This is a genomic window from Acidobacteriota bacterium, assembly GCA_018268895.1.
Classification (GTDB): Bacteria; Acidobacteriota; Terriglobia; order Terriglobales; family Acidobacteriaceae; genus Edaphobacter.
Genome location: JAFDVP010000001.1, coordinates 975641 through 1001999 on the forward strand (window position 1 = coordinate 975641; position 26359 = coordinate 1001999).

The 26359-nt window shown below is 59.9% G+C and carries 19 protein-coding genes; 4 read left to right on the top strand and 15 right to left on the bottom strand.

The window, feature by feature from the left end:
- Positions 1–28: 28 nt before the first annotated feature.
- From lon to JSS95_04255, 5 genes are all read right to left on the bottom strand, one after another.
- Complete coding sequence (lon, locus tag JSS95_04235; GenBank protein MBS1799015.1) at positions 29–2452, bottom strand: endopeptidase La; 2424 nt, start codon at positions 2450–2452, stop codon at positions 29–31.
- Between the two features lie 234 nt (positions 2453–2686).
- On the bottom strand, positions 2687–3976 hold the full coding sequence (gene clpX / locus JSS95_04240; GenBank protein ID MBS1799016.1) for an ATP-dependent Clp protease ATP-binding subunit ClpX: 1290 nt from the start codon (positions 3974–3976) through the stop codon (positions 2687–2689).
- Positions 3977–4171: 195 nt separating this feature from the next.
- Complete coding sequence (gene clpP / locus JSS95_04245; GenBank protein MBS1799017.1) at positions 4172–4762, bottom strand: ATP-dependent Clp endopeptidase proteolytic subunit ClpP; 591 nt, start codon at positions 4760–4762, stop codon at positions 4172–4174.
- A gap of 56 nt (positions 4763–4818) precedes the next feature.
- Positions 4819–6246 (bottom strand): trigger factor, encoded by a 1428-nt coding sequence (gene tig, locus JSS95_04250; protein MBS1799018.1) that lies wholly within the window; start codon positions 6244–6246, stop codon positions 4819–4821.
- A gap of 125 nt (positions 6247–6371) precedes the next feature.
- Positions 6372–7658 carry a hypothetical protein gene (locus JSS95_04255; protein ID MBS1799019.1) on the bottom strand — a complete coding sequence of 429 codons (1287 nt, stop codon included), beginning with the start codon at positions 7656–7658 and terminating at the stop codon, positions 6372–6374.
- 169 nt (positions 7659–7827) lie between these two features.
- Between JSS95_04255 and JSS95_04260 the strand changes: the two genes are divergently transcribed.
- Together JSS95_04260 and JSS95_04265 are read left to right on the top strand one after the other, a co-directional pair.
- Positions 7828–8547, top strand: a complete 720-nt coding sequence (locus JSS95_04260; protein MBS1799020.1) for a uracil-DNA glycosylase — start codon at positions 7828–7830, stop codon at positions 8545–8547.
- Positions 8548–8870: 323 nt separating this feature from the next.
- On the top strand, positions 8871–9212 hold the full coding sequence (locus tag JSS95_04265; GenBank protein MBS1799021.1) for a YtxH domain-containing protein: 342 nt from the start codon (positions 8871–8873) through the stop codon (positions 9210–9212).
- Positions 9213–9267: 55 nt separating this feature from the next.
- On the opposite strand, the gene JSS95_04270 is transcribed toward JSS95_04265, so the two are convergent.
- The 8 genes from JSS95_04270 to JSS95_04305 all read right to left on the bottom strand — a co-directional run bounded on the left by JSS95_04270 (position 9268) and on the right by JSS95_04305 (position 20587).
- Positions 9268–9702 (bottom strand): cupin domain-containing protein, encoded by a 435-nt coding sequence (locus JSS95_04270; protein ID MBS1799022.1) that lies wholly within the window; start codon positions 9700–9702, stop codon positions 9268–9270.
- A gap of 103 nt (positions 9703–9805) precedes the next feature.
- A complete protein-coding gene (locus JSS95_04275) occupies positions 9806–12274 on the bottom strand; it encodes an ATP-dependent Clp protease ATP-binding subunit (protein ID MBS1799023.1) in 2469 nt (822 codons plus the stop codon).
- Positions 12275–12527: 253 nt separating this feature from the next.
- Entirely contained in the window at positions 12528–13334 is an 807-nt protein-coding gene (locus tag JSS95_04280) for an ABC transporter ATP-binding protein (GenBank protein MBS1799024.1), read from the bottom strand.
- Between the two features lie 65 nt (positions 13335–13399).
- Positions 13400–14710 (bottom strand): ABC transporter permease, encoded by a 1311-nt coding sequence (locus JSS95_04285; GenBank protein ID MBS1799025.1) that lies wholly within the window; start codon positions 14708–14710, stop codon positions 13400–13402.
- 60 nt (positions 14711–14770) lie between these two features.
- On the bottom strand, positions 14771–15394 hold the full coding sequence (locus JSS95_04290) for a TRIC cation channel family protein (GenBank protein ID MBS1799026.1): 624 nt from the start codon (positions 15392–15394) through the stop codon (positions 14771–14773).
- A 47-nt stretch (positions 15395–15441) separates the two neighbouring features.
- Positions 15442–17589 carry a hypothetical protein gene (locus JSS95_04295; protein ID MBS1799027.1) on the bottom strand — a complete coding sequence of 716 codons (2148 nt, stop codon included), beginning with the start codon at positions 17587–17589 and terminating at the stop codon, positions 15442–15444.
- A gap of 141 nt (positions 17590–17730) precedes the next feature.
- The gene (locus JSS95_04300) at positions 17731–18738 is read right to left on the bottom strand and encodes an NAD(P)-dependent alcohol dehydrogenase (GenBank protein ID MBS1799028.1); all 1008 of its coding nucleotides are present in this window, start codon (positions 18736–18738) and stop codon (positions 17731–17733) included.
- A 130-nt stretch (positions 18739–18868) separates the two neighbouring features.
- Entirely contained in the window at positions 18869–20587 is a 1719-nt protein-coding gene (locus JSS95_04305) for a SpoIVB peptidase S55 (protein MBS1799029.1), read from the bottom strand.
- A gap of 291 nt (positions 20588–20878) precedes the next feature.
- On the opposite strand from JSS95_04305, the gene JSS95_04310 reads away from it, so the two are divergent.
- Complete coding sequence (locus JSS95_04310) at positions 20879–22060, top strand: VWA domain-containing protein (protein ID MBS1799030.1); 1182 nt, start codon at positions 20879–20881, stop codon at positions 22058–22060.
- A gap of 272 nt (positions 22061–22332) precedes the next feature.
- Here the strand turns inward: JSS95_04310 and JSS95_04315 are convergent, their stop codons facing one another.
- Together JSS95_04315 and lpxB are read right to left on the bottom strand one after the other, a co-directional pair.
- The gene (locus JSS95_04315) at positions 22333–24324 is read right to left on the bottom strand and encodes a peptidase M1 (GenBank protein ID MBS1799031.1); all 1992 of its coding nucleotides are present in this window, start codon (positions 24322–24324) and stop codon (positions 22333–22335) included.
- Positions 24325–24383: 59 nt separating this feature from the next.
- Positions 24384–25637 (bottom strand): lipid-A-disaccharide synthase, encoded by a 1254-nt coding sequence (gene lpxB / locus JSS95_04320; GenBank protein MBS1799032.1) that lies wholly within the window; start codon positions 25635–25637, stop codon positions 24384–24386.
- A 41-nt stretch (positions 25638–25678) separates the two neighbouring features.
- Between lpxB and JSS95_04325 the strand changes: the two genes are divergently transcribed.
- The gene (locus JSS95_04325; protein MBS1799033.1) at positions 25679–26359 is read left to right on the top strand and encodes a DUF1905 domain-containing protein; all 681 of its coding nucleotides are present in this window, start codon (positions 25679–25681) and stop codon (positions 26357–26359) included.

The window sequence follows — 26359 nt, forward strand, 5'->3', positions numbered from 1 at the left end:
GCCGCCCTCTTTTTGATAGGAACGTTGCCTACTGATGCGCTGAGGGCTGAGGCAGGCCGATGCCTCCCGGAAGCACCGTCGACAGGGCCTCGGGCGCATCTTCCTTCAACTCCGGCAGCTTGCCCTCAAGGGCGATCTGCAGCACCTGGTCCATCTCTTCGACGAAGTGCAGCTTCATGCTCGACTTCAGCAGCTCAGGAAGCTCCGCGAGGTCCTTCCTGTTCTCTTCAGGAAGCACAGCCTCGAAGATGCCTACGCGGTGCGCTGCCAGCAGCTTCTCCTTCAGGCCGCCGATGGCGAGCACCTTGCCGCGCAGCGTGATCTCGCCGGTCATGGCGATGTCGCGGCGCACCTTGATCTTCGTCAGCGCGCTGGTCAAAGCCGTGGCAAGTGTGATGCCGGCCGAGGGACCATCCTTGGGGATCGCGCCTTCGGGCACGTGCACATGAATGTCGACGTTGCGGTAGAAGTCCTTCGCCAACCCAAGCTGGTGCGCGCGCGAGCGGACATAACTGAGCGCCGCCTGCGCCGACTCCTGCATGACGTCTCCGAGCTGTCCGGTCGTCGTCAGCTTGCCCTTGCCGTCCAGCACCTGGACTTCGGTCTGCAGAATAGAGCCGCCGACCTCGGTCCACGCCAAACCAGTGACGAGGCCGACCTCGCTCTTTTCGTGCACCTGCGAGTCGCGGAACTTCGCCACGCCGAGCAGATCGGCGATATTCTCAGCCGTGATCGTCTCCTTGTGCTGTGCGCCGTTTTTGACGACACGCCGTGCGACTTTGCGGCACACATTGCCAATCTCGCGCTCGAGATTGCGCACGCCGGCCTCGCGCGTGTACGCGCGGATAATTTGTTGGATGGCGCCATCCTCGAAGACAACCTGTTCTTCGGTGAGTCCGGTGGCTTCGCGCTGTTTCTTCACGAGGTACTGCTTGGCGATCTCCAGCTTCTCAAGCTCTGTGTAGCCATGCAGCCGCAGGATCTCCATGCGGTCCTGCAGCGGACCGGGAATAGTGTGGAGCACATTCGCTGTAGCGACGAAGAGGACCTGCGAGAGGTCGTACTCGACATCGAGGTAATGGTCCTGAAAGGAGGTGTTCTGCTCGGGGTCCAGCACCTCAAGCAGGGCACTGGCCGGGTCGCCACGAAAGTCCGAGGCCATCTTATCGATCTCGTCCAGCATGAAGACCGGGTTCTTCGTCCCCGCCTTCTTCATCGATTGAATGATCTGCCCCGGCAGCGCGCCAATGTAGGTGCGCCTGTGTCCGCGAATCTCGGCCTCGTCGCGAACGCCGCCCAGCGACATGCGCACGAACTTGCGGCCCGTCGCCTTGGCGATCGACATGCCGAGCGAGGTCTTGCCCACGCCCGGAGGTCCGACGAAGCAGAGGATTGAGCCCTTCGGGTTCTTGACCAGTTGGCGGACCGCGAGAAACTCGAGGATGCGCTCCTTGATCTTTTCAAGGCCGTAGTGGTCTTCGTTCAATACCTTCTCGGCGTAATCGATCGAGCGGATATCTTTGGAGCGCTTCTTCCACGGCACCGCCAGCAGCCAGTCGAGATAGTTGCGCGACACGGTCGATTCGGCCGACATCGGAGGCATCGCCTCCAGCTTCTTGAGCTCCTGCAACGATTTGTCGAGCGCCTCCTTCGGCATGCCGGCGGCTTCGATCTTCTTCTTCAGCTCGTCGAACTCCGACTTTTCGCCGCGGCCCAGCTCCTTTTGGATCGCCTTGATCTTCTCGTTGAGGTAATACTCCTTCTGCGCCTTCTCCATCTGCCGCTTTACGCGCGACTGGATGGTGCGGTCCATGTTCAACTTTTCAATCGCGAGATCCAACACATCAGCAACGCGCGAAAGCCTCTGCTCGGGGTCAAAGACTTCCAGCAACTGCTGCTTCTCCTCAATCGGAAGCTGAAGGTTTGCGGCGATCGTGTCGGCCAGCTTTGCCGGTTCGTCCGGGCGCACGCTTGCGGCCATCGTCTCGTAGTTGAGCGACTGCTGCAGCTTGACATACTGCTCAAAGAGAGAGTGCACGCGCTGCATCAACTGCTCGACCTGCTGAGTCAACTCAAGCTGGGTCTTACCAGTGCGAACCGTTGCTACAAAAAAGCCGTCCGTGTCATTAACCTCGACTGCACGCGCGCGCTCCACGCCTTCGACCAGCACCTTGATGTTGCCGTCAGGCATCTTCACGCTCTGCACGATGTTGCCGATGGTGCCTGTGGCGAAGATGTCGTCCGCGTTGGGCTCGTCGACAGAGGCATCGTGTTGCGTCGCCAGGAAGATCTTGCGGTCGCCCGACAGCGCCTCTTCCAGCGCGCGCACGCTCGACTCGCGGCCGACGACGAACGGTGTCATCATGTGCGGAAAGATGACCATGTCGCGGATAGGCATCATCGGCAGCTTACGAACGTCTGCGCTCAACACTTCTTTTGTCTGGTTACTCATCGCTCTCCCTGATTAGACGCACAAACGTTGGCAACGACGCAGCGCACAACCGCTGCAGCTTCAGGTGATTGTAATGCTTCCGAGCGCATTGTGCTCTCCCGGGAAGGAGTTACCGCGGAGGGAACTCCACGAACGCTTCGGCAGGAAGCGTTCGGTATGAACGAAGCATGTGCAGAACACAGCAGCAGGGCGCGGACGCCAGTGGGAAGGAGATGCGGCCAAACGGAGAACCGCTCAGCCGGCTTTTTCGAGCAGCACCGGAAGTGTGAGGTCGCGGTTCTTCACCATGGCTTCGGTAATGACGATCTCTTTTACCTTCTTGTTGCCCGGCACGTGATACATCAGATCGAGCATCAGCTCTTCGATGATCATGCGAAGGCCGCGAGCGCCGACCTTGCGCAGCAGCGCCTCGCGGGCAATCGCGCGCGCCGCTTCGTCAGAGAAGGTGACCTTCACGCCTTCGAAGTCGAAGAGTTTGGAGTACTGCTTCAGGATGGCGTTGCGTGGCTTGGTGAGAATCTCGATCAGAGCGGCCTCATCCAACTCGTCGAGGATGCCCATCACCGGCAGACGGCCGACGAACTCGGGGATCAGGCCATACTTCAGCAGGTCCTGGGGCTCGGCCTGGCGCAGTAGCTCGGAGTCGCGCTGCGCGCGGATAGGCATCACGTCCGAGTCCTTCGCCGCATCCGCGTCTGCAACAGCACGGAAGCCAAGCGCCTTCTTGCCAACACGCCGTCCGACAACCTTCTCCAGCCCGACAAATGCGCCGCCGCAGATAAAGAGGATATTCGTCGTGTCGACTGCAGTGAACTCCTGATGCGGGTGTTTGCGTCCGCCCTGCGGTGGAACGTTGGCCACAGTCCCTTCGAGAATCTTGAGCAACGCCTGCTGCACGCCTTCGCCGGAGACGTCGCGCGTAATCGACGGGTTCTCGTCCTTGCGGCCGATCTTGTCGATCTCGTCGATGTAGATGATGCCGCTCTGTGCACGGGCCACATCGCCGTCAGCGGCCTGCAGTAGCTTCAGGATGATGTTCTCAACGTCTTCGCCAACATAACCTGCCTCGGTCAGCGTCGTTGCATCGACGATGGCAAACGGTACATCCAGCATCTTGGCCAGCGTATGCGCCAGCAGCGTCTTGCCCGATCCGGTTGGGCCTACCAGAAGGATGTTCGACTTCGCGAGCTCCACATCATTGCCGCGAGTCTTGTTCATCTGAATGCGCTTGTAGTGGTTGTAGACTGCGACTGCCAGCTTCTTCTTGGTCGTCTCCTGTCCGATGACGTATTCATCGAGGAACGCCTTGACTTCCTGAGGCTTCGGCAGATGCGCAGGCGCTGAACCAGGCTGCGCCTCCGTGCGGTCGTCCTCAAGAATGGAGTTGCAGACTGCGACGCACTCGTCGCAGATGTACGCGCGCGGATAGTCTGAAGGAGAGGAGATCAGCTTGGCGACTGCATCCTGGGACTTATGGCAAAAAGAGCAGCGAAGCGATTCCTCTGGTCCCCGTGATGTTTTCATAAACGCGGCAACTCCTGGCTAAGTGGTGCAGGAAAATCTTTTATCAGTCTACACCTGTTTATCGGTTGAAAAGGGGAAGCTGGGATGGTACTTCCGCACGTTAGTGCGGGGCATGATGACGAAGGTTGTAGATGCCGTTAAAAACGCTGAAGGCCCGGGTACTTACAGCCGGGCCTTCAGATAATCGTTGAAGTTCTACGTCCGTGGCCGGTCGATGATGTCGTCGATGATACCGTACTCCTTGGCCTGCGACGCCGTCATGATGAAGTCACGTTCTACGTCTCGCTCAATGCGTTCAAGTGTTTGCCCCGTGCTGGCGCTCATCAGTTTGTTGGTGATCTCGCGGATGCGAAGAATCTCGCGTGCATGGATGTCGATGTCAGTCGCCTGTCCGCTCAACCCGCCCATCGACGGCTGGTGGATCAGGATGCGCGAGTTGGGCAGAGCGAAGCGCTTGCCCTTCTTGCCAGCCATCAACAGGAACGCTCCCATCGAGGCAGCCTGACCGATGCAGAAGGTCACCACATCGTTCTTGATGTACTGCATCGTGTCGTAGATCGCCAGGCCGGCGGTGATCGAGCCGCCAGGGGAGTTGATGTAAAGCTGAATGTCCTTCTCCGGGTCTTCACCGCTCAGAAAAAGCATCTGCGCGATGATGACGTTCGCGATATTGTCGTCGATCGGCGTCCCCAGAAAAATGATGTTGTCGCGAAGCAGACGGCTGTAGATGTCGTAGGCGCGCTCGCCACGACTCGTCTGCTCGATCACCATCGGTACCAGTCCCATATCGCTCTCTTTCTTTTGGTCGTTGAACTCTGGGTTGTGAGCTGAGGAGATTGCTGCTACGAGGCCAGCTTTTCGTAGAGCACGCTTGCAGTCTTCTCGCGGCGCATCTGCTCGCGAATCCGGTCCAGGCCGCCATCCTTCGACAACCGCTCGCGCAGTCCCTCAAGGGGCTCGCGCGACTGGAGCGAAAGCATCAGCAGCTCGCGATCCATATCTTCGTCGCTGACGGCAACATTTTCAGCTTCGCCGATCTTGTCCAGGATCATCGATGCCTTCACTTCATTCAGCGCCTGGTCGCGTTGTGCCTCGCGCAAGCGCCCAAAGTCGAGCTGGCGCATTGCCTCCGCCGTCATGCCTTGCTGCGCGAGCGCACGCAGACCGCGGTCGAGCCGCGCATCCACCTGTTGCTGCACAAACGACTCGGGAACAGGGAACTCGAACTTATGCACCAGCTCATCCAGCATCTTGTCGCGCGCCTGGCTCTCGAGCGCATTCTTCTTGCGGTCGGCCGCCATCTCGCGCAGCTTCGTCTCGAAGTCGTCCCATCTCTCGTAGTTGCCGAGCTGCTTGGCAAACTCCGCGTCACGCTCAGGGTAGATCTTCTTTTTGATGGCCTTTACGGTTACGTCATAGCCAACCGTTTGGCCGGCAAGACGCTGCTCACCAAACTCAGCAGGATAGGTCACCTCGAAGGTCAGCTCCTGTCCTGGCTTGGTGCCGCGCAGAGCGTCGTTGAATGCGGGCAGCGTGTTCTTGCCGCCGATCTCAACCAGCACATCTTCGCCGGTGATCGGCTCATGCTTGCTGGCGTTCTCAACGCCGTCCTCGGTGACTGTCTGGGCCAGGTCCTTCACCTCGCCCTTGAAGTTGATCTCTGCCCAGTCGCCATCCACCAGGGGGCGGTCTTCCTCGATCGGCTCAACCGTTGCATGGCTGTCGAGTACACGCGCCAGCTCCGCCTGGTATTCGTCTTCGGTCAGGGAGACGTCGGGCTTCTGGACCTTTACGCTGTCGTAGCCGGCAACACTGATCTCGGGCGCAACCTCGAAGGCGGCCTTGAACTTCAAAGGCTGGCCGTCGTGCAGTTGCAGGTCGAGCAACTGTGGCTCCGAGATCGGGCGTAGCTTCTGTTCGTCGATCGCCTTGCGGAATCGCTCGGACACCAGGCTCTCAAGAACCTCCTGTCGCAGCTCCTTGGCGAACTTCGAGCGCACCAGCGACTCCGGCACCTTGCCTGCGCGGAAGCCCGGGATACGCGCCAGCTTCTGGTAGCGCTTCGTCACGCTCTTGAAGGCCTTCGAAACCTCATCGGCTGCAACCTCGACTTCGATTTCGCGGGTCAGCTCTGGATTCAACGAAGGTCCATGATGATGGTGCTCATGGTCGTGATCGTGGTCGTGCGTATGTGTCGCTTCGGTCTGCGCTTCCGCCGGGGACTCTACAGCCCCATTCGTCTCTGTTGTCTCTGTCTGAGTCAAATCCATGCCTTCCAGTGTGGTTGCGCCAAATTACGTCGCAGCTACCGGCCCCAGCCAGCACCGCGCGATACGCACCTTCTTACTACTGTAAGTGGGTTCATTGTGGGGGGTCAAACCGCCTGGGACCACGATCAGGGCATGTTGCCCGGAACATCTGCCAGACCATTCGCGGACAGTGAACCGCCTGGGGGAAGCGCAAATATCTCGACACGGATACGCCATTGCACCGTCTGTCCGGGTCGAACAATTACCATGCCCGTATCCTGCCCCGTCCACTCCCGGCCGAAGGGGTCGTCGTAGTTGAACTGTGGCGAGATCGCCACATAGCCGCCATCCGCCGGGGCAGAAACATGCACTGCCTTGATTGTGGGACTCAACATTGTCATTCGCAGGCCGTAGTTGTTGATTGGGTCTCGAAATTCAGCGACGGGGCCGTTGTCCAGCGGCGCCTGGCGCAGGTTGACGAACGTGTCCTCAAGCGTCAGGTCGGCAAGCCTGGCGCCTCCACGCCCGCTGAAGTCGTACTTCGTGCCCGACACGTCCAGCAGTCTGCCTGTCGGCTCGTCGGCCCGTTGCAGTTCAAGGCGCGTCACGCTGGGCAATCGCAGAACAATGGCTTTCCGTGCATGGTTCTGGACCGCAAAGCGTGGGCGCCATCCCATGCCAACTGGCTCGGACTCATCTCCTGTATTGCGTGCAGTAAGCTTCATCTCCAGCACCCGGCTGCTTAGCTGGATCGTCGATGCAAGCTCCAGCGCCGACGGCCAACGGCCATCGAAATCTCCGGGCTGGTAGACCGCTTCCGACTCTCCGCCATCCGGCATTACATTCGTCTTCACGGAACTCGCCGGAGTGCGCAGCAGCAAACCTCCCGCGGCGATACTCAGTCCATTCACCCTCTCGGCGGGCAGGCGAATCGGCTTACCCTCCCACGCCGTCCCAAGGCTGTTGCCGCTTTGTGAGAATCCCAGGATTCTCCCGGCCCACGGAACTTCAAACGCGCCGCCCATCTTTAAACTCTCAGCGCCGTTTGCATCCTCGTCCTTTCCCTTCATTCGCTCCGCGGCTTCTGAGAGTGGAGGCGAGGCCAACAGGTTCACCTCACCCTTACCCGGAAGGTAGGCCTTGATCTGAAAGACATTCATTCCCCGTCCGGGGAGCAGCGTTACCGAGAGAAACTCCGGGACGGCGCCGCCTTCGATGGTCGAGCGCTCCAGTACCACCGGCTCCTGCCCCCCTGGTAATGCCACAGCGGGAGTGGCGCTCTGCGGAATTCCCTTCAACTCGCGCTTCAGGCGCGCGAACTGCCCTCGTAAGTGTTCGTGCCAGCCGATGGCCAGTGCAAGGACAATCACTGCCAGCGCGGTGATGGTAAGCACTCCGGAGCGCACCACCACAGCCTGCCATACACGGCTCATCAGAGTTGTCACGCCGTTGTCAGATCCTGAGCCATACCTTCGGTTCAATCTGAAATCCCCAATCCGCTACCTGCCGAAAATCTCAAAGAAAAGCCCCTAACTTGAAGAGAATACTAACTGAACGGCTTCTTTTCACAATCGTACCTGCCTGCCACTATCATGGGATGCAGTGAGACGTTCTGTTGTAAAGCCACTGCCGCCGGTTTTCCTTAAAGTTCAGCAAGCCATCACCACCTGCGAACTCTGTCCCCGTCTACGCCTCTACTGTAAGGCCATCGGGGAAAAGAAGCGCCGCGCCTATCGCGATCAAACCTACTGGGCACGCCCCGTACCGGGCTTTGGCGACCCGCGAGCCAGGGTATTGGTTCTGGGCCTTGCTCCTGGGGCGCATGGCGGAAACCGCACGGGAAGGATCTTTACCGGCGACGGCTCGGGCTACTTCTTGTATCCCGTTCTGCATGACACGGGCTTTGCCAATCAGGCTGAGAGCTACTCCATCGACGATGGCTTGCGGCTCCGCGATATCTGGATTGCGGCCGTGGCCCGCTGCGCACCCCCAGGAGATAAACCCACGCCGCAGGAGATACGCAACTGCCTGCCCCACCTTGCCGCAGAGATTGAACTGCTTCCCCGCGTTCGTGTCGTAGTTTGTCTTGGCAAGATCGCCTTTGATGGCTACCTGGCCTATTTGAAATCGAAGGACGTTATTACGCGCAAATCCGTCTACCGCTTTGCTCACGGAGCGCAATATCTGCTGCCCAACGGAGTAACTCTTCTGACGAGCTATCATCCTTCATTGCGAAATACCAATACCGGAAGGCTCAACCGGGCAATGTTTACCCGCATCTTCATTCGCGCAAGGGAACTGGCGGGTCTTGGGGAGGCATAACGAACTCTCTACAAGACAGCCTTACCAGCGGTTCTTCTGGGTAACATCAAGCGCCGCGAATGCTGGAGCGACTACCATTGCGATAAATGTGACGATGATCAGGAAAGTCCTCACGTGCACCACCTCACGAAGACTCTAGCGTGATATCTGTCTCAATCGATTGGCCATGCAACGCAGGGAACGTCAGTCGCCATTATCCTTGCTGGTTCGCGGGTAAACGTCGGCATCTACGGGGCGAAACCAACCAAAGCCGCAACCGTCGAATCCTATCAACCAGAGCGGGGACTGCATCCACGTCCGTCGCATATCGCAGGGGATAACGCATGAGTGCAAAAAACTATTGGCTGGCATTTGGTATTGGAGTCTCCGCGGGAGCGGCGATCGCCCTTCTTTATGCTCCGCAGAGTGGAGCGCGCACCCGCAAGCAGCTTCGTAAGGGCGTCGAAGGAGCTGTCGATGACGCCAGCGACTATCTGCACGATGCGGGCGATTACCTCAAGCAACAGGCCGAGCGGCTCGCCGACGAGGCCCAGGATGCCGTCAAGCGAGCCCGCAAACAGGCATCACACCTGGCCGATAAGGCAGGGGAGCAGGCCAGCGATCTGGCCGAATCGGTCTCCGATATCGTAGAGAGCGCCGTGAAGTCCGCCAAGGCCCTCGTCTGAAAACAATCAATCGGCGCTATGGAAGCTTGTGGCTTCGGCCACTCTACAAGCTGTCCTACTCTGACGGTCCCACAGCCACTACAAAGTAAGTGGCTGGCGTATCCCCGGCATTCTGTATGTAGTGCTTATCGCCAGCCACGCAGATTCCGACATCTCCGGCAACCATCGTTCTTGTCACTCCGTTGGTGGTTAGTGCAATTGTGCCCGATTGCACCAGCCATATCTCGCTGTGGAGATGCGTCTCCATAGGCTCATGCGGTGCGCCAACTTCCTGCGTCGTCTCATGAATCTCGAGCTGGATGTTTCCTGCCTTGAGCATTCCCTTCGTATAGCCGCGCGAAGCGCGCTTGGGAATGGAGCCAGTCCGCGCAGGTCCGGGTTTGAACACGCCGGACTGTATAGCGGCCAGCGACGCGTCCGCCGCATATACAGCCGATGGGCTCAAAGAGAGCAGGGCAGGCAACAGCGAGACAAACTCCCGACGGTCCAGCGTCATTTTGAGAAGATCTCCATCAATAGATTTATGAAGCGATTAAAACAATACGCCCCGGCCACATCGCCGGGGCATATTACTTCCATCTTTGTCGAGTAGGTTATACGGCCGACAGTGCAAAGCCAGCCACCTTGTCCTCGCCATCGTTCGAGATCGGACGATAGAACAACTGGTTGTTCTCCATGTAGACCTCGAGGAACGCTGGCCGCACCGCGATACCACCGGCGATCAGCGCCTCCGACAACGGGTCTTCGACGTACTTCTGCAGAGCTCTGCGAAGCGGGCGCGCACCATAGGTGCGGTCCGATGCAGTCTTCTCGATGATCCACTTCTTCGCCTCGTCGGTCACCGAGATCGTGATCGACTTGTGCACCAGGTTCACGTTCAACTGCTGCACCAGAAGCTCGAGGATTTGCATCAGGTCGTTGTCGTTCAACGAGGTGAAGATGATGATCTCGTCCAGACGGTTCAGGAACTCTGGATTGAAGGTGCGCTTGACCTCACCCTTCACCAGCTCCTCCATCTTGTCGAGCACCATGTCTTCCTTCTCGCTCTGGAAGCCCAGCCCCTGCCGCTTCTGCAGATGCTTCGCTCCAATGTTCGAGGTCATGATGATGATCGTGTTCTTGTAGTCGACCGTGTTGCCTAGGCCGTCGGTCAGCTGTCCGTCTTCAAACACCTGCAACAACAGGTTGAAGACATCCGGATGAGCCTTTTCGATCTCGTCCAGCAGAACGACGCAGTACGGATTGCGCTTCACGCGCTCCGTCAGCTGTCCGCCCTCCTCGTAGCCGACATATCCCGGAGGCGAACCGATCAGCTTCGAGACCGAGTGCTTCTCCATGAACTCCGACATGTCGAACCGGATCAGCGACTTCTCCGAACCAAAGAGGAACTGCGCCAGCGTCCGCGCCATCTCCGTCTTTCCGACGCCCGTCGGTCCAAGGAACAGGAAGCTGCCGATCGGGCGCGCCGGGTTCTTCAGACCTGCACGCGAGCGGCGAATCGCACGCGCAAGCGCCGAGATCGCCTTCTCCTGCGAGATCACGCGCTTGTGCAGCTCTTCCTCCACGCGAAGCAGGCGCTGCGTCTCTTCTTCCTTCAGCGAGGTGATCGGAACGCCGGTCCAGCGGCTCACCACGTCCTCGATGTCTTCGCGCGTCACGATGCCCGCCGAAGAGTCGTCGAGGTGGTACTTGTCGCGCAGCGCCCGCAGGTTCTCGCGCTCCTTGCGTTCCTCGTCCGAGTAGAACCGTGCCTTCTCGAACTCGTGGTTCGCAATCGCGTTCTCCATGCGGTGCACGATGAACTTGATCCGCTTCTGGACCTCGGTCAACTCCTCGGGCAGGGAGGTCTGCCGCAGCTTCACCCGCGCACCAGCCTCATCGATCAGGTCGATTGCCTTGTCTGGAAGGAAGCGGTCGGGGATATACCGGCTCGAGTGCGACACCGAGAACGTAATCGCATCGTCCGTGTAGCTGACAGCATGAAACTTCTCATATTTGTCCTTGATGCCCATGATGATCTTCACCGCGTCCTCTTCCGATGGCGGCGGCACCTTGACGGCCTGGAAGCGCCGCTCGAGCGAGCGGTCCTTCTCAATCGACTTGCGGTACTCCGCAGGAGTTGTCGCGCCGATGCATTGAATCTCGCCACGGCTCAGCGCCGGCTTCAGGATGTTCGCCGCATCGAGCGATCCCTCCGCGGAACCCGCGCCCACCAGCGTGTGCAGCTCGTCGATGAAGACGATGGAGTTCTGGTTCTCCATCAGCTCCTTCATGATCGTCTTCAGCCGCTCTTCAAACTGGCCGCGATACTTTGTTCCCGCGACGATCAGCGACAGGTCGAGCGCCAGCACGCGTTTGTCCGCCAGAAAGCTCGGAACCTCGCCGTCGGCGATCTTCTGCGCCAACCCCTCGACGATGGCCGTCTTACCGACACCCGGCTCGCCGATCAACACGGGGTTGTTCTTCGTGCGGCGGCACAGGATCTGGATCACGCGGTCAACCTCGGAGTCGCGTCCGACGAGCGGATCGAGCTGCTGGTCCAAAGCCGACTGTGTGAGGTCGCGCGAAAACTCCGCCAGCATGCTCTGCTCGCCGCGCTGCGATTTGCTGCTTGTCGATGCCGGGGCCTTTTCCTGCGTCGTCCGCTGCAGCTCCTCGCGGATCGCCGGAAGCCGCAACCCGCGCTCCGTCAAAATTTCGGCAGCGAAGCACTTCTCCTCGCGCAGTAGGCCCAGCAGAAGATGTTCTGTCCCAATATGTTTGTGGCTCAGGCGCTCCGCCTCCTCAGCCGCATAGGCCAGCACCCGCTTGCACTCGTTCGACAATGGGAGATCCACCGAGGTCGAAACCTTCTCCCGGATCGTCGTATGTCCCTCAATCTGCTTGCGGATCGACTCCACCGAGGCATGCGACCGCAGAAAGCGGTTCGTCAACGCCTTGTCTTCCCGAAGCAGCCCCAGCAGAAGGTGTTCCGTTTCAATATAAGGTGACCCGAACTGACTTGCCTCGTAGCGGGCAAAGAAGATTACCCGCCGCGCTTTCTCTGTGTAGCGTTCGAACATGTTCTCCCTTTCGAACCGGCCACCACCGCCAGGCCTGGGAGCCGACGATGACGCCATTGCCTTGCCATTCCCCCGCGTACTTCCTCGCGATGAGAACACCTCAGGTGCTACCGCAAACTATGCGGCGCATCCCATCCACTTACTACCAGTGTAGTCGCCGCGTCAACCTTGCTGTAATCCCGCAAAAGTTACTGCTTACACTACATCAATAGTCATTCGACGCAATATGTGAAAATTCGGTTCGAAACCCTTGTCACGGCCGTGTCACTTCTTCCAGCCGTCCACCCTTTAGCCGCAGCATCCGCGTACATCTCCCTGCAAAATCAAGATTATGCGTCACCAGAACGCTTGTCAGTCCATGCGCCTGGTGCAGCCCCTGAATCAACTCGAATACCGCCTCGCCCGTCTTCGTGTCCAGATCGCCCGTAGGCTCATCGGCCAGAAGCAATTTGGGTTCCGTCACCAGCGCCCGTGCCAGCGAGACCCTCTGCTGCTCCCCGCCGCTCAGCTCACCCGACCGATGATGCCCCCGCGCCCCCAGGCCCACCTCAATCAGCCAGAAGCTCGCCTTATCGATCGCAGCCTCACGTCCCATCCCCCGAGCCAGCAGCGGCATGGCGACGTTCTCCAGCGCCGAGAACTCCGGCAGCAGGTAGTGGAACTGCCACACGTAGCCCACGTCCCGATTGCGAAACTCCGAGGCCTGCCGCGAGTTGAACCGGCTCAGCCGCTTCTCGCCGCAGTACACCTCGCCCGCCGTCGGCTTGTCGAGCGCCGCCAGCAGATGCAGCAGTGTGCTCTTTCCCGCGCCGCTCTCGCCGACGATGGCCACCATCTCCCCCGCATGAACGGTAAGGTCGAGCCCGCGAAACAGCTCCAGCCCCCCGGCCCCCTCCGAGATCTCCGCGTAGACCTTCGTCAACCCCTCGGCCCGCAGCACTACCGGGGGCTTCGGTTCAGTCGAAGACGGTAAGGGTTGAAGCCCACTCTCCGATCCCAAAGAGGTGTCATCTCGACCGGAGGCGGCGTTTTTGTCGCCGGAGTGGAGAGATCCCCGCATTTCATCCCCTTGCTCAGCCACGAATCGCTCCTTCAACGCCCGCAATCGACGGGAAAGCCATAGCCTTACTCATATCTGAGCGCCTCCGCGGGCAGCACCTTCGCCGCGCTCCCGCTCGGGTATAACGTAGCGATCAAGCTCACCCCCAGCGACACCGTCGCAACAATCACGCCATCCCAAACCCGTGGTGCGAACGGTAGATAGTCGATCGAATACACCGAAGCATCCAGCGGAAATCTATAGTGCCCGCCCACCCAGCTCAGCGCATAGCCGAGCACCAGTCCCAGCACCGTTCCAATCACCGAGATCAGCAGCCCCTGTAAGAGAAAGATGCGCCGCACCTGCATCTCCGTGGCGCCAAAGCTCATCAGCACGGCGATGTCGCGCGTCTTCTCCATCACCATCATGGTCAACGCAATCAGGATATTCAGCGCAGCGACACACACGATCAGCGCGAGCACAATGAAGGTCACAATCTGCTCCAGCTTCAGCGCGCGAAACAGTTCGCGGTTCTGCTGCATCCAACTCGTCGTCTGAAAGCCCTTGCCCGCCTCCTCTTCGATGACGCGGCCGATCTTGTCGGCTTTGTACAGGTCGTCGACCTTGAAGCTAATGACCGAGATCAGATCTGGTTCCGAGAACAACCGTTGCGCATCTTTCAGCCGCATGAACGCATAGCTCGAGTCGTACTGGTAGAACCCCGACTTGAAGATCCCCACCACCGAACACCGCTGGTACTTCGGCACCAGCCCCAGCGGCGTCAGCTCACCCTGAGGACTCGTCACCAGCACCGTATCTCCGACCTTCGCCCCAATCGTCTCGGCGAGGTCCTTCCCAATCACAATTGGAGGAATCGCCTGCACCGCCACCGGGCCAGACGAGTCCGGGTGCCCCATCTTCGCGACGGCTTTATCGTCGCTACGGTGGGTTGCCGCCACAGAACTGTCCACCGGCTCCAGCGCCTCCGCCGACCCCTCATACACCTTCTGCAACAAGTCCCCGACCGTCTTTTCATCCGCCGGAATAATCCCCTTGATCAACCCGCCGCCTGACCTCGCACCGCGCGAGATCAGCACCTGTCCATACAGCCCCGGAGCCGCCGCCGTCACATGCGGCACCTGCCGCAGCTTCGCCAGCAAAGGCCGCCAGTCGCGGATGCCGTCAGCCGCAATCCGCATCAGGTCGACGTGCGCGGTCGAGCCCAGCAGCCGCTCCTGCATGTCCCGTCGCATGCCGTTCGTGATAGCAAGCGCAATAATCAGCGACGCCACCCCGGCGGCCACGCCGATGATCGAGATCGCCGTAATGATTCCCACGACGGCCTGCCGACGCTTTGCCCGTAGATACCGCGCTGCAATAAAGAGCTCAAATCGCATGGATCACCAGCTTACTATCCACGAGTCCCCTGGCAGGCCGGGAGGTCCAACCCGCAGGCTTTAGCGTTCCATCACCTTCGGTAGATTCCAGTGGTTCCAGACGGCAAGCATTCGCAGCACGAAACAAACCACTGCGCCAAGGCCCATCGCCCATCCCTTGCGAAGCTTCATCGCAACTCCGATCACGACCACAATCGCACCAGCCAGTGCCGCAGCGGCATACACATCCGAGCGCAGTACGCCCGGAATCTGTGCCAGCAGGATATCTCGCACGGTTCCGCCGCCTGCTCCCGTCACGGCGCCCATCATGATCGCGAGTAAAGGATTGATTCCGAACTCGAGTGCCTTTTCGGTTCCCGCAACCGCAAACAGCGCCAATCCCGCCGCATCCAGCGTCACCATCAACGGTACCGGCACTCTTTCGAACAGTCCATGAAAGCAGAACACGGCAAGGCCGCCTGAGATCGCCGTTGTTGCATATCTCCAGTCGCGAATGCTGTTCGGCGGAATCGCCCCAATCAGCAGATCGCGAATCGTGCCTCCACCAAGAGCCGTTACAAACGACAGCACCAGCAGTCCAAAGATGTCGAGCCCTGCATTGATTCCCGCCAGCGCGCCCTCGACCGCGAAGACGAATGTTCCGATCAGGTCCACCACCAGCAGCAGAAAATCGGGGTCGTACAGATTGAACCGGCCGACGCCTTTCTTCGTCTGCGCCGCGATCCCCTCTGTCAACGAACCACCGCCTTCACCGCGGCCATGTTCTCGTAGCGGTCGTAGACGCGCACGGCAATCACATGCTCCTTCGCGTCCGCTACAGCAGCGGTCGCCGCAGGAACGTCCGCGGTGAAGTCGTACCGCTCCGTCTGCGAGTCCGAGACCTTGCCCACGGGCTCGAGATACTGCCACGGTCCCGCGTCGATCGAGTATTCGGCATGAGCGATCGGCGAGGTAGCATCTCGCGCATCGAGCGTTGCATGAATCTTCTGCCCGGCCAGCGTAGCCGTTAGCGTGCCAGGCACGGGAGGCGTCGTGTCGACGACGAACACCGCGCTCTCGCGCTCACCGGTCAGAGCGTCCGAGCCCGTGTGAGCCGGAGCATCGCTGGCCACAACCTTCAGGCTGTAGCTTCCATCGGGCAGCAGGGAAGAATCGAAGCTCAGGTAGCGGTCGCCGATCTTGTCCTTCAGCAGCCGCCAGTTCTTCTCGTCCACGCCGCGATACCAGACCGAGAACACCATCTCATCGCCATTGTCGTCATGCGCCTGCCAGCGTGCCGTCACCGCCGATTTGTCTCTCTGCGCGGTCAAAGGCATCGTGCCAGGGTCCTGCTGGAAGCTGACGTTTGCCGAACCGGCCGCAGGAGGAAACGCGACCTGCACCGTCGTGTTCTGCGCCGCCGCGTTGCTCGCAGGCATGCGCGCTCCCGGCTGCACCACGATCTCGTCGACCACGGGCGCGACGTTGCGCGTCAGGTAGTTCAAGCCCACCGCGTCGATGCTGGCTTCGCCCGTGGCCGGACGCAGCACGGCCTTCCACTGTGCAAAGCGACCCGCCGGGATGCTGACGGTGCCATCGGTTCCAACGCGCGACCACTCGCTCCAGCCCATCAGCGGACTCTCGACGTTGCCGCTGCGCAGCCACAGCTCATAGGACTGCGGACCTCCCGTGGCCCGCATCTCCATGCGTCCCCACTGCGCGAAGCCCTGCGCGTCGAAGACCTCGCTCGTGTACGACGGTTCCTTCGCCGGAGCATCGTTCAGGCGAAACAGCTTGCCGCTGTTGCTCGTCGCTACCAGCACGCCGTCTTTTACGGGGGCGAAGGCCATGCCCTGCGCCGCGTCGAGATGCGTCACGTCGGTGAACCGTCCGGGCACCGTCGTGTCGACGCGGTAGATGCGTCCGCGATTTCCCGTCGCCGCCAGCAGCGCGCCGTTCCGAACGGTCAGCGCGTAGACGACGTCGTCCTTCATCTGTGCCAGCCGCAGCGGTGTTCCATCCTTTGCGATGCGGTAGATGTCGCTGCCCTCGGGAACAAGCGTGTTGGCTCCCGCCGCAGTCGAGGACGCTGGCTGGACAAAGGTAATCGAGACGCCGACGTTGCCGGTCACCGGCAGCGGAGGCAACGGCGTTGCGCCCTTTCCTCCCACACCGGCAGCATAGACGTTCCCCGCGGAATCCATCGCCAGCGCGGTGATCTCGCGCCGCGGCGCCGCATAGACAGCGAAGGGCTTCGCCCCGGCCGTCTTCGTATCGATCCTGTACACAACGCCCGCGCCGTCGGAGCCCGCCCAGAGCGTGCCGTCGGGCGCCATCATCAGGCAGCGGATGTGCTGGTCGGCTGTCTTGAAGAGAACCTCAGCCTTGCCGCCGGCAGGCACGCGATAGACGGCCGCCGGGGCACCGGTTGCGACGAAGAGATCGCCGTTGCCGCCCTGGGCCACGCTCCAGAGGTACTTCGGCTTTTCGCCGGTCGTCGCCGGGTCGAAGACGACCGCGCCGTCGCCGCCTCCGGCGGGAACCCGATACACCTTGCCGTCTGGCGAAGTTGCGACAAGCAGAGAACCGTCCAGTGCCACGGCGATCGCCTGGATAGCAAGCTCCTTCGCCTCGAAGAGCTTGGTTGCCTTTCCGTCCGGCGCGATCTTCATGAGCTGGGCCGACCCGGCGGAGCTTCCGCCCAGCCCAAGATAGGCATTGCCCACTGCGTCGCTTGCCAGCGACCAGGCGTAGCTCTTCGTCGAGTCGTAGGCCATCGTCATCGATGGCCCGGCTTCCAGGCGTCCATCGTTGCGGATCGCGACGCCAGTGGCCGTACCGCGCTCCATCTGATCGTAGCGGTCGACGGTCCACACCTTCGTGCCCTGCGCCTGCGCCATACTCGTAAGCGAGGCGGCAGCAGCCAGGACAAGGATCAAGTTCCGTTGCATCATCGTCATCTGAGTCTAAAGCACGACAAAGCAAAGAGGCGGAGAGCATGGTCTCCGCCTCTTTCATCTGACGTTCTGAAGGGTGAAAAGCTAGTTCGCCAGAACCGCGCGGTAGCGTACCTGGTTCTTCTTGACCTTGGCAACGGCATCGTTCGCCTTCGCCATGGCGAAGCGCTCTGTAATCGCCTTTACGTTATGCCGCGCGGCGACGTCGAGCATCTCGTGCAGGTCGCGGGGGCTGCCCGTTGGACTGCCCGAGATAGCTCGCTGACCGGCGATCAATGGGAACGCCTGCACCTGGATGCCTGACGGCGGTACGCCGACGACGCACAGCGTTCCCTTGGGCCGCAGGGCTTGCAGGTAGGCATTCCAGTCCTGATCGGCGCTGACGGTTGAGAGCAGGAAGTCGAACGATCCTGCCACTTTCTTGAGAGCGCCAGTATCGCGCGTATTGACGAAGTGATGCGCTCCCAGTTCCTTGGCTTCCTTCTCCTTGTCCTTCGAGGTGGAGAAGGCGGTGACCTCTGCTCCGAAAGCGCGAGCAAACTGGATGCCCATGTGCCCCAGGCCTCCGATGCCAATCACGCCGACGCGGGAAGAGGGACGCACACCATGATTGCGAAGCGGGCTGTAGACCGTGATGCCGCCACAGAGCAGCGGAGCGACGTTTTCGCTGTCGAGAACCTTTGGTACAGGGATAGCGAAGCGGGAGTTTACGCGGATTCTGTCGGCGTAACCGCCATTGCGCCCCACACACGTGGGCTGCGACTGCGCACACAGATGCTCGTCGCCCTGGCGGCACCACTCGCAGATTCCGCAACTGTCGGCCTGCCAGCCGACGCCCACACGCTCGCCTACGGTACGATCGCGTACCGTATCGCCCACGGCGATCACCGTGCCGACGATCTCGTGGCCAGGAATGAAGGGGTACTTGCTGATGCCCCAGTCATTGTCGATCAGGTGAATATCGCTATGGCACACCCCGCAGTGCGAGATCTTGATCTCAATCTCGTTCGGTTGCAGGTCTCCCGGATCGAACTTGTATGGCAGCAACTGTGCACCGGCCGCGTGAACAGCCAAACCTTGAATCTCACTCATCAGGAATCAGTTCCTTTTCTCGCATAGCGGTTGCCGGGCGACTTATGGTTTCGATGCTACAACATCGCTCTGCGCAAAAAGCCATACACCTATCCCGCCATTTCCGGCCTGCTCACGATGCGGGCTTACGCTAACGGATTGAAAGATTTAGAACCTGCGAGCCGGTCACGGCATATCCCGTCTCGACTGAGGCTGCCTCTACCATGCTCTCTCCGCTCAACTGAATCTTCTGCGAGTCCTTGAAAGGAGCGAGAACATTGGCCATCGACAGAGGAAGGCCTGGCAGCGCTTCACCCTCCAACACAGCCTGAGCGGTCTTGCTCAGCAATGTCACGTAGATTCTGTCGTTGGGATGCAGACGGTTGATCTGTGCGATGGTGTCGGCGAGGCCAACAGAGCGGCGAGGCGCTTGTCCACTTACCAGGCGATCAATGGCAGCGCCATCGCTCACAAGCAGTCGCAGCGGCCCTGGCTCCAGGTCGGCGGGCAGCTTGACCTTCAGCTTCACCAGGCGGCTTTGTGACTGGTAGGGGGAGAGTGTGGCCTCCACCTCAATCGTGTCGCCTGCATGGGCTTCGATGGCGCCGAGGCGGGCAGACTCGATGATGGCCGTCCTGCGCTCGGCAATTCCTTCCATCTTCAGCTTCATGCCACTGACAACCGGTTGTTCGAGAGGATTCCCGTATACGCGGCTGAACCGGTCGTTCACGAAGAGTGCGGCATTGATGGCGGCCGGGTTCAAGTCGTTCTGCGCGAGCAGCCCCGCGAGATGGATCGCAGGCTGTCCTTCGACGGCGATCTCGCCCGTCAGCCGATAGCTCATCTCCGCAGCGGCAGTGTTGGTGCTCTGAAGGCTCTGGTACACGGAGACCAGCATTGCCGAAGGCGTGAGTTGCCGGTTATCCAGCACCTCGAAGTGAAAGTTCCTTATCTTTGCAGAAGTCCCGGCTGCCGGCTGCGTCACCTCAACGGTGACAGGGATCATTCTTGCCTTTGCGCCAAAGCGTCCCATGATGGCGGAGGCGCGGTCTTCCGTAAACGCTCCGACAGTCTCGGTCGTATTGACGATCTTGAAGGCGTTCAGGGGTGAGGGAAGGGTCGCGACGACGGTTGCCTTGGTCATGGGCATGTCCACCGGCCCATACTGCGTGATGGGATGACCACACGCCAGCAGGCGCGTTGGGTCGACATAGGTAACGGTGCATGTGCCTGCGACGGAGAGGTCGCCCCGCACGAGGATGGCGCTTACTGCCGATCCCGGAACCAGGGGTTCAGGCTGTGAGGCTTTGGCGTCGGCGCTGCCGAGACCCGCGACGGGGGTCAGGCCCATCACGCGGAACCTGTCTCCGAACGTTGCTACCGTTTCAGGACTGAAGCCGCTAAAGACCAGTGGAGTCTCCATCGCCTGCATCTCAAGGCCATTGCTGTTATCCGGTGAGAGAGGGGCAAATGTTGCCGCTCTTTCAGTATGGGATTGTTCCGTCTGTGAGGCACCGGCTGGGGGAACCTCACCGTCGCGCACTTCGAGCATCTGCTCGATGGGGGTGATTCCCGCGATAGGCTCCTTGCTGAACTGGCCGATCCGGTAGCTCAACGCTCCCAGCAGCCGCCCGTCGATGTAGACCGGGCTGCCGCTCATGCCGGCCACGACGCCGGTGAACTCAGGCTTGGCGCCGTGCAGGCGCGCAAGAATCATGTCCTGTCCCGGCCCGAGAGAGTCCTTGAGTACGCCGAGAATCTCAACCTGCATCGGTTCCGGGTCGACGCCCTCGAAGACGGTGTAGGCGACGCCCTGCATCCCGCGTTTAACCTCGGACAGAGGAAAGATTCGCATTCCACCTTTGCCCATCGCTGCCGCGGCAGTAGGAGGCAGCGCAGCCGCCGCAGTGGATGCCACGGCCGAGGCTTGTGCCTGCAGCAGGGTGGGGCCAAGGCCAGCGATAACCCAACACAGGGTCAGGCTTCGAGCCAGTCGCGTCTTTCTGTTTTCCGTCACGTCTACAAGACTAGAGCGTCGCTGCCCGCAACACCAGCGGGTAATCGGGCCTCAGAACGCCTGCCGGGTTAGACGCAGGCCGTTGGCGGACGCTATCACCGCAATGACCGCGCCTGCGTCCAAGAGGACGGAGTACATTTGCAGATGATGACTTTTTCACGAATTCGCCGTACAGCTCCCTGGGCATTGCTTCTGGTTGGTTTTGCCGTGTCTCCGTATGCGGCTTTAGCGCAGTCGTCTCCGCAAACGCCTCCTCAGCAGCAAAAGCCTGCCGACGATTCGGCTGGTCCGGACACGGACAATGGCCCGATCGTTCTGAAGAAAAAGAAGGAGGCGGACGACAATGCACCCCCTCCCGCTCCTGCCGCTCCAGTCGAGCCGAAGGTCAAGAATCCGAATAACGAGACCTACTCTCTAAGGGTTGATGTCCCGATTGTGAACCTGGACGTCAACGTGCTCCTCGATAAGACGCACCAGTTCGTTCCTGGGTTGAAGGCGCCGAACTTCCTGGTGCTGGAAGATGGAGTCCCGCAGACCATCACCAGCGTTCGGATGGCCCAAACGCCGATTACTGCCGTCATGCTGCTGGAGTTTGCCGCAAATAGCTACTATTTCATCCGTGACATGCAGAACGCTTCGTTCAGCTTCTTCAATACGCTGCGCCCGGACGACTACATCGCCGTCATTACCTACGATCTGCGTACACATATCCTGACCGACTTCACCAACGACAAGAATCTTGTCGGCAATGCGTTACAGTCGCTCGTAATTCCGGGCTTCTCGGATACGAACCTCTTCGACGCGCTCTATGAGACGATCGACCGTCTGAGCCGCATCGAGGGCCGCAAGTACATCATTCTGATCGGCACTGGCCGCGATACCTTCTCACGACTCACATTGGACAAGATTCTTGCGAAGGTCAAAGCAACTCAAAATATAACGATCTTTACGATTGGAACGGGTGCGCTGGTCAGGGAACTGGCCGACGCGCGCGGCTATATGGGGCCGGTCACGCGGCTCGACTACCTGCAGGCCGAGAATCAGATGAAGACCTTCGCCCAGATGACCGGCGGCATGAGCTTCAATCCAATGTTTGAAGGAGCGTTGCCCGACATCTTCTCGCAGATCAACGACTCCATCCGCAACGAGTACGTGCTGACCTACCGGCCCACCAATAACAAGAACGACGGCACTTACCGCCGCATCCAGGTAAAGCTGGTGGACAACGAGGGCCATCCCTTGCAGATGCAGGATGAGAAGCACAAGCCGCTGAAGTACTCCGTCATCGCCCGTGACGGCTACCGCGCCAAACAAGAGGTTGAGTAGGCAATGCAATTGCATCTTCGGGGCGTAGAAGCAAAGCAATGAAAGCCCTATCTCGCGCAACACCTGAGCGGAGCGTTCGCGCTTTTGCGAACGCGCAGTCGAAGGACCTGCATTTGCTCTTTTGTTTAGTGGAGTGTAGCCGGGACGGAAAAAATGCAGATCCTTCGACTCCGCTACGCTCCGCTCAGGATGACAAATGTGGAGGCTGTTTCTTTGCAACACGGTTTGTTCGTGAAGAGGTTTTCGTGATGCCCACTTGAGCACACGACGAGTTAGTTTTCCGACTGGTCGCGCTTGTAAGGCTTCTGCATCAGGGCTCGGGCCTCGTTCACCGCCCCTTGCGTGTTGTCATTGGTCTGAACTGCAAGACGGTATTCGTTGACGGCGCGGTCTCGCTGGCCGGTAATGTCGAAGATGCGTCCCAGCTCAATGTGGCTCCACACCTCGACCCACTTGGGATCGCCGTCTCCCCGCAGGGCATCGCGGAACGAGTTGGCGGCTGATTGATAGTTGCGCTGCATGAAGAAGACCTCGCCGATACGGTAGGCGGCCAGCGAGCTGTTCTTGTTGGCGTCGAGCGCCTTCTGGTATTCGATCAGTCCAGCGGTCAGGTCCCCCTGGGCCACCTGCTGCTGGCCGCGCAGCACGGCGACGCGGACGGCCAGGTCGGGTGTGCTCTTGAGCACCCAGTTCTGCGGGTCGATCGAGATGCGGCGTGGGCGGCCGAAGGTCTCGACGGAAAAGTTGCTATCGGTTCCAGAAACGTCAACGCGGCGCACCTCGGTTTTGCCGTCCGTCTCGATACGCAGCTCGACCGGCATACGGAAGAGGTCGAGGTCCTGCGCGATGGATCCCACGGTGCGAAATCCCTTGTTGTTGCCGAGGCGGAAGACGGTGTACTTGTTGGTGAACGTCGGCGCGCCGGTACCGTCGCACCACTGCGCGAAAAAGGGTCGCAGCTCAAGCTGCGACTGCGCTTCAGCGACAGTCTCCACATTGGCGGTGCGGACGCCTTTGTCGGTGTACTGCGAGAGCAGGCCGCGAAGGAACTTCAGAAAGACATCGTCGCCCATCTCCCAGCGAAGCATGTGAAAGACCATGGCGCCTTTTTCAAGCGTCATTGACTGAAACTGCGGTGAAAACGGGTCGAGGCGGCCCAGGGTGGTCAGCGGTTCCGTGTCATAGGCGAGTGCGCCGGCCTGAACGTCCATGACGGCACTTTGAAAAGCAGTCTTTCCAGCTGAATCCTCGACGTACATCAGTTCGGCGTAGCGCGACATGCCGTTGGTGATCCAGGCATCGTTGAGGGTCGCAGGAGAGATCTCCGATCCCCACCACTGGTGCGCCAGCGTGTTGGCCAACAGGCGCGAGTACGTCTTGCCCGCAATACGCGAGCCGGCGATCCCGGCTATCTCAGGCGCCCATGTCGCCGAGACAGCATCCGATGGCATCTCGACCAGGGCGATGTTACCGCTCTCGGGCTGGCCGAAGGTGGATGAGAAGAACTCGAACTGTTTGGCTGCGTCCTGAGCAAAGGGGACGGCCGCCGCCTTGTGCGCCTGAGTGATGTAGACGCGCATGTTATTGATGCCCGGTGCTGCTATGGGTTCAAGAAATTTACCGGCGATAATGGTGCCGGGGAATCCGGGTTTGGCCCAGTTGAAGGTGTACTCGGTGCGGTTGCCGGGGAGGCTCTTCGGTGCGGCAACTCCGCTGCCTGAGCCGACGACGCGCTCATCGCCGGGGACGCGAATGTGCATCTCGGCCGTAAATCGGTTGATGTAAAGGCCAACCATGGGAAACCATCGCCCCGGGTAGAGAAGGATGCTGATGGGGTCTTCCACCGAGGCGAGCTTGATGCCTTCCACCGGGCTGGTCTCCGAGCCTTTCAGTGTGCCCGCGTATTCAAAAGTCCAGGTAGTCGAGGTGCCTTTTGGGATTGGATTGCCAAGATTGAAGCGGACGGTGGAGTTGGTCGTCAGACGCTCGGCTTGCAGCGGCTTATTCTGAGCGTCAGTGACCTTTGTGAGTTGCAGACCGTTATTCAGCTCGAAGACTGGGGTAGAAATGTCCTCCAGCGCCGTGAATGTGACAGCAGCTGTCGCGGAGAGCTTGTTGTCCGCCGGGTACAGGTCGGCGTTGATGACGTAGCCGGTGACCTGCATCTGGACCCTTGCCGGGGCGGCCCAGGAGGTAGCATTCAAAAATAAGATTGTGGCCAGAACTGCAATCGAAGAACGAAGATTTCGAGCAAAAGAGCGCATGAAGGCAAAAATCCTCAACAACATGGTACTGCCGTATCCCTGGTTGAACACAGGGCTGGTTAGTTAGACGCTGTTGTTGGCGATTCGGCCACTGTATGTCGCCGAATCCCGGCCGGGTGGGTTAGCAGTGAGTCGACGGCGTCGGCAACCTGGGTGATAGAACTGGTTCCGGCCTGCGAAACGAGCTTCCGCCTGACTTCAGCCAGATCGTCAATCATCTGTGAGCGCTCCTGCGTGTCGTTGAGCAGGAGATTAAGCTCGTCAGCGACTTTCCGAGCGGTGAAGTTTCCCTGAATCAGCTCGGGAACAATGCGTCGGCCTGCAATGAGGTTCACCATGCCGATAGGCAGATTGCCGGAAGCGTCGGGTTCATTGGATGGCCAGACCTCCCGGGGATAGCTGACCAGCTTTTTTGCAAGGCCGAAGGTAAGCGGTGAGACTTTATAAACGACGAGAAACGGGTTTCCGATAATCGCGGCTTGCACCGTAGCGGTTCCACTGGCGACCACGGCCGCATTGGCATGATAGAGAGCCTCACGAGCATCGTTCACGATATGGAGCGGTCCCGCCTGTTGCCATGCTGTGTTGCGGGTAATGAAAGTGTTCAGCCGCTCCCACTCGATGGTTGACGCCAGAGGAATGAGGAACTCGTATCCCGGGCCAAGTTGGGCAGCAGCTTTCACCAGAATGGGCAGGTTTGCCTCGATCTCCTTCCACCTGCTTCCGGGCAGCAACGCTATCCATTTATAGCTGAGATCGAGAAAGCCTTCGCGCGCGGCATAGGCCTCACGCGAAATAGTTGGCAGAGGAAGTTCAGCCAGTGGATGGCCGATGAAAGTAGCGTCAACATTGCGCGCGCGGTAGAAGGTCTCCTCAAAAGGAAAGATGACCATCATGCGGTCGACCCGCTCCTGCACCCAGCGCAGCCGGCTGCGCTTCCACGCCCAGAGCTGTGGGCTGACGAAATAGACGACCGGGATATTCAGCGCCTTCAATTCTCGCGCGAGCCGCAGGTTCACGTCGGGGAAATCGATCAGGACTGCTGCCTGCGGACGGCGCTGCTTGATCGACGCTACCAGTCTTCGATAGGAGCCGTAGACACGCGGCGCGTGGCGCAGCACTTCGGTGATGCCCATGTGGGCGACGTCTTCGGCGCGCACGATGCGCTCCTGGCCGGCGGCCTCCATCTCGCTTCCGCCAAGCCCAAAGAATTCGGCATGGGGAAGACGGCGCAGCAGTTCGCGAATGATCTGCGCGCCGTAATGATCGCCCGAGGCTTCGCCTGCGGATAAAAAGATAGCCGGGTTCGACATCGTTCCGTGCGTACAGTGTAGATTCTTCGAGAGGTATGTGCATGACAAATAACATCAAACGGTTTAGAGCACCGCTGGAGCCGTTACCCGGCAACCTTGGATGGACCGTTGCCCGTATACCATTCGACGTCTCGAAAAGCTGGAAGAAGATGGTCCGCCTGCGCGTCAAAGTAGAGGCTGGTGGACAGATATTCCGCACGTCCCTGTTTCCCGATTCGACGCACGGCGGCCACTTCGTAGTGGTCAACAAACGGATGCAGAAGGCGGCTGGCGTGAAGACGGGTGGCATGATCGATCTGGCCGTGGAGCCGGATATTGAAAAGCGAGATGCGCAAGTGCCGGCCGAGCTGGCCACCATCTTTAAAAAAGAGAAGGCGGTTGCCCAGTGGTATGCGAAACAGAGTGATGCGACCAAGCACGATATCGAAAATCGCTTTGCCCAGGTAAAGAGTCCGGAGGCCAGAAGACGCCGCGCGGACCAGTTGGCAGAGCGCGTTCTGTCGGCGCTGGAGGGGGAAAAGGAGCTTCCACCGATCCTTGAGATCGCCTTCCGCAGAAACCCGGTTGCTCGCAAAGGTTGGGAGCAGATGACGCCGTTACAGCGACGCGGGCACCTGCTGGGCATCTTCTATTACAAGAGTCCGGAGGCGCGAGAGAAGAGGACGGGCAAAGCTGTGCAGGAGTGTCTGCGGGTGATGGAGAAGAAGCGTAGTGCGGAGTAG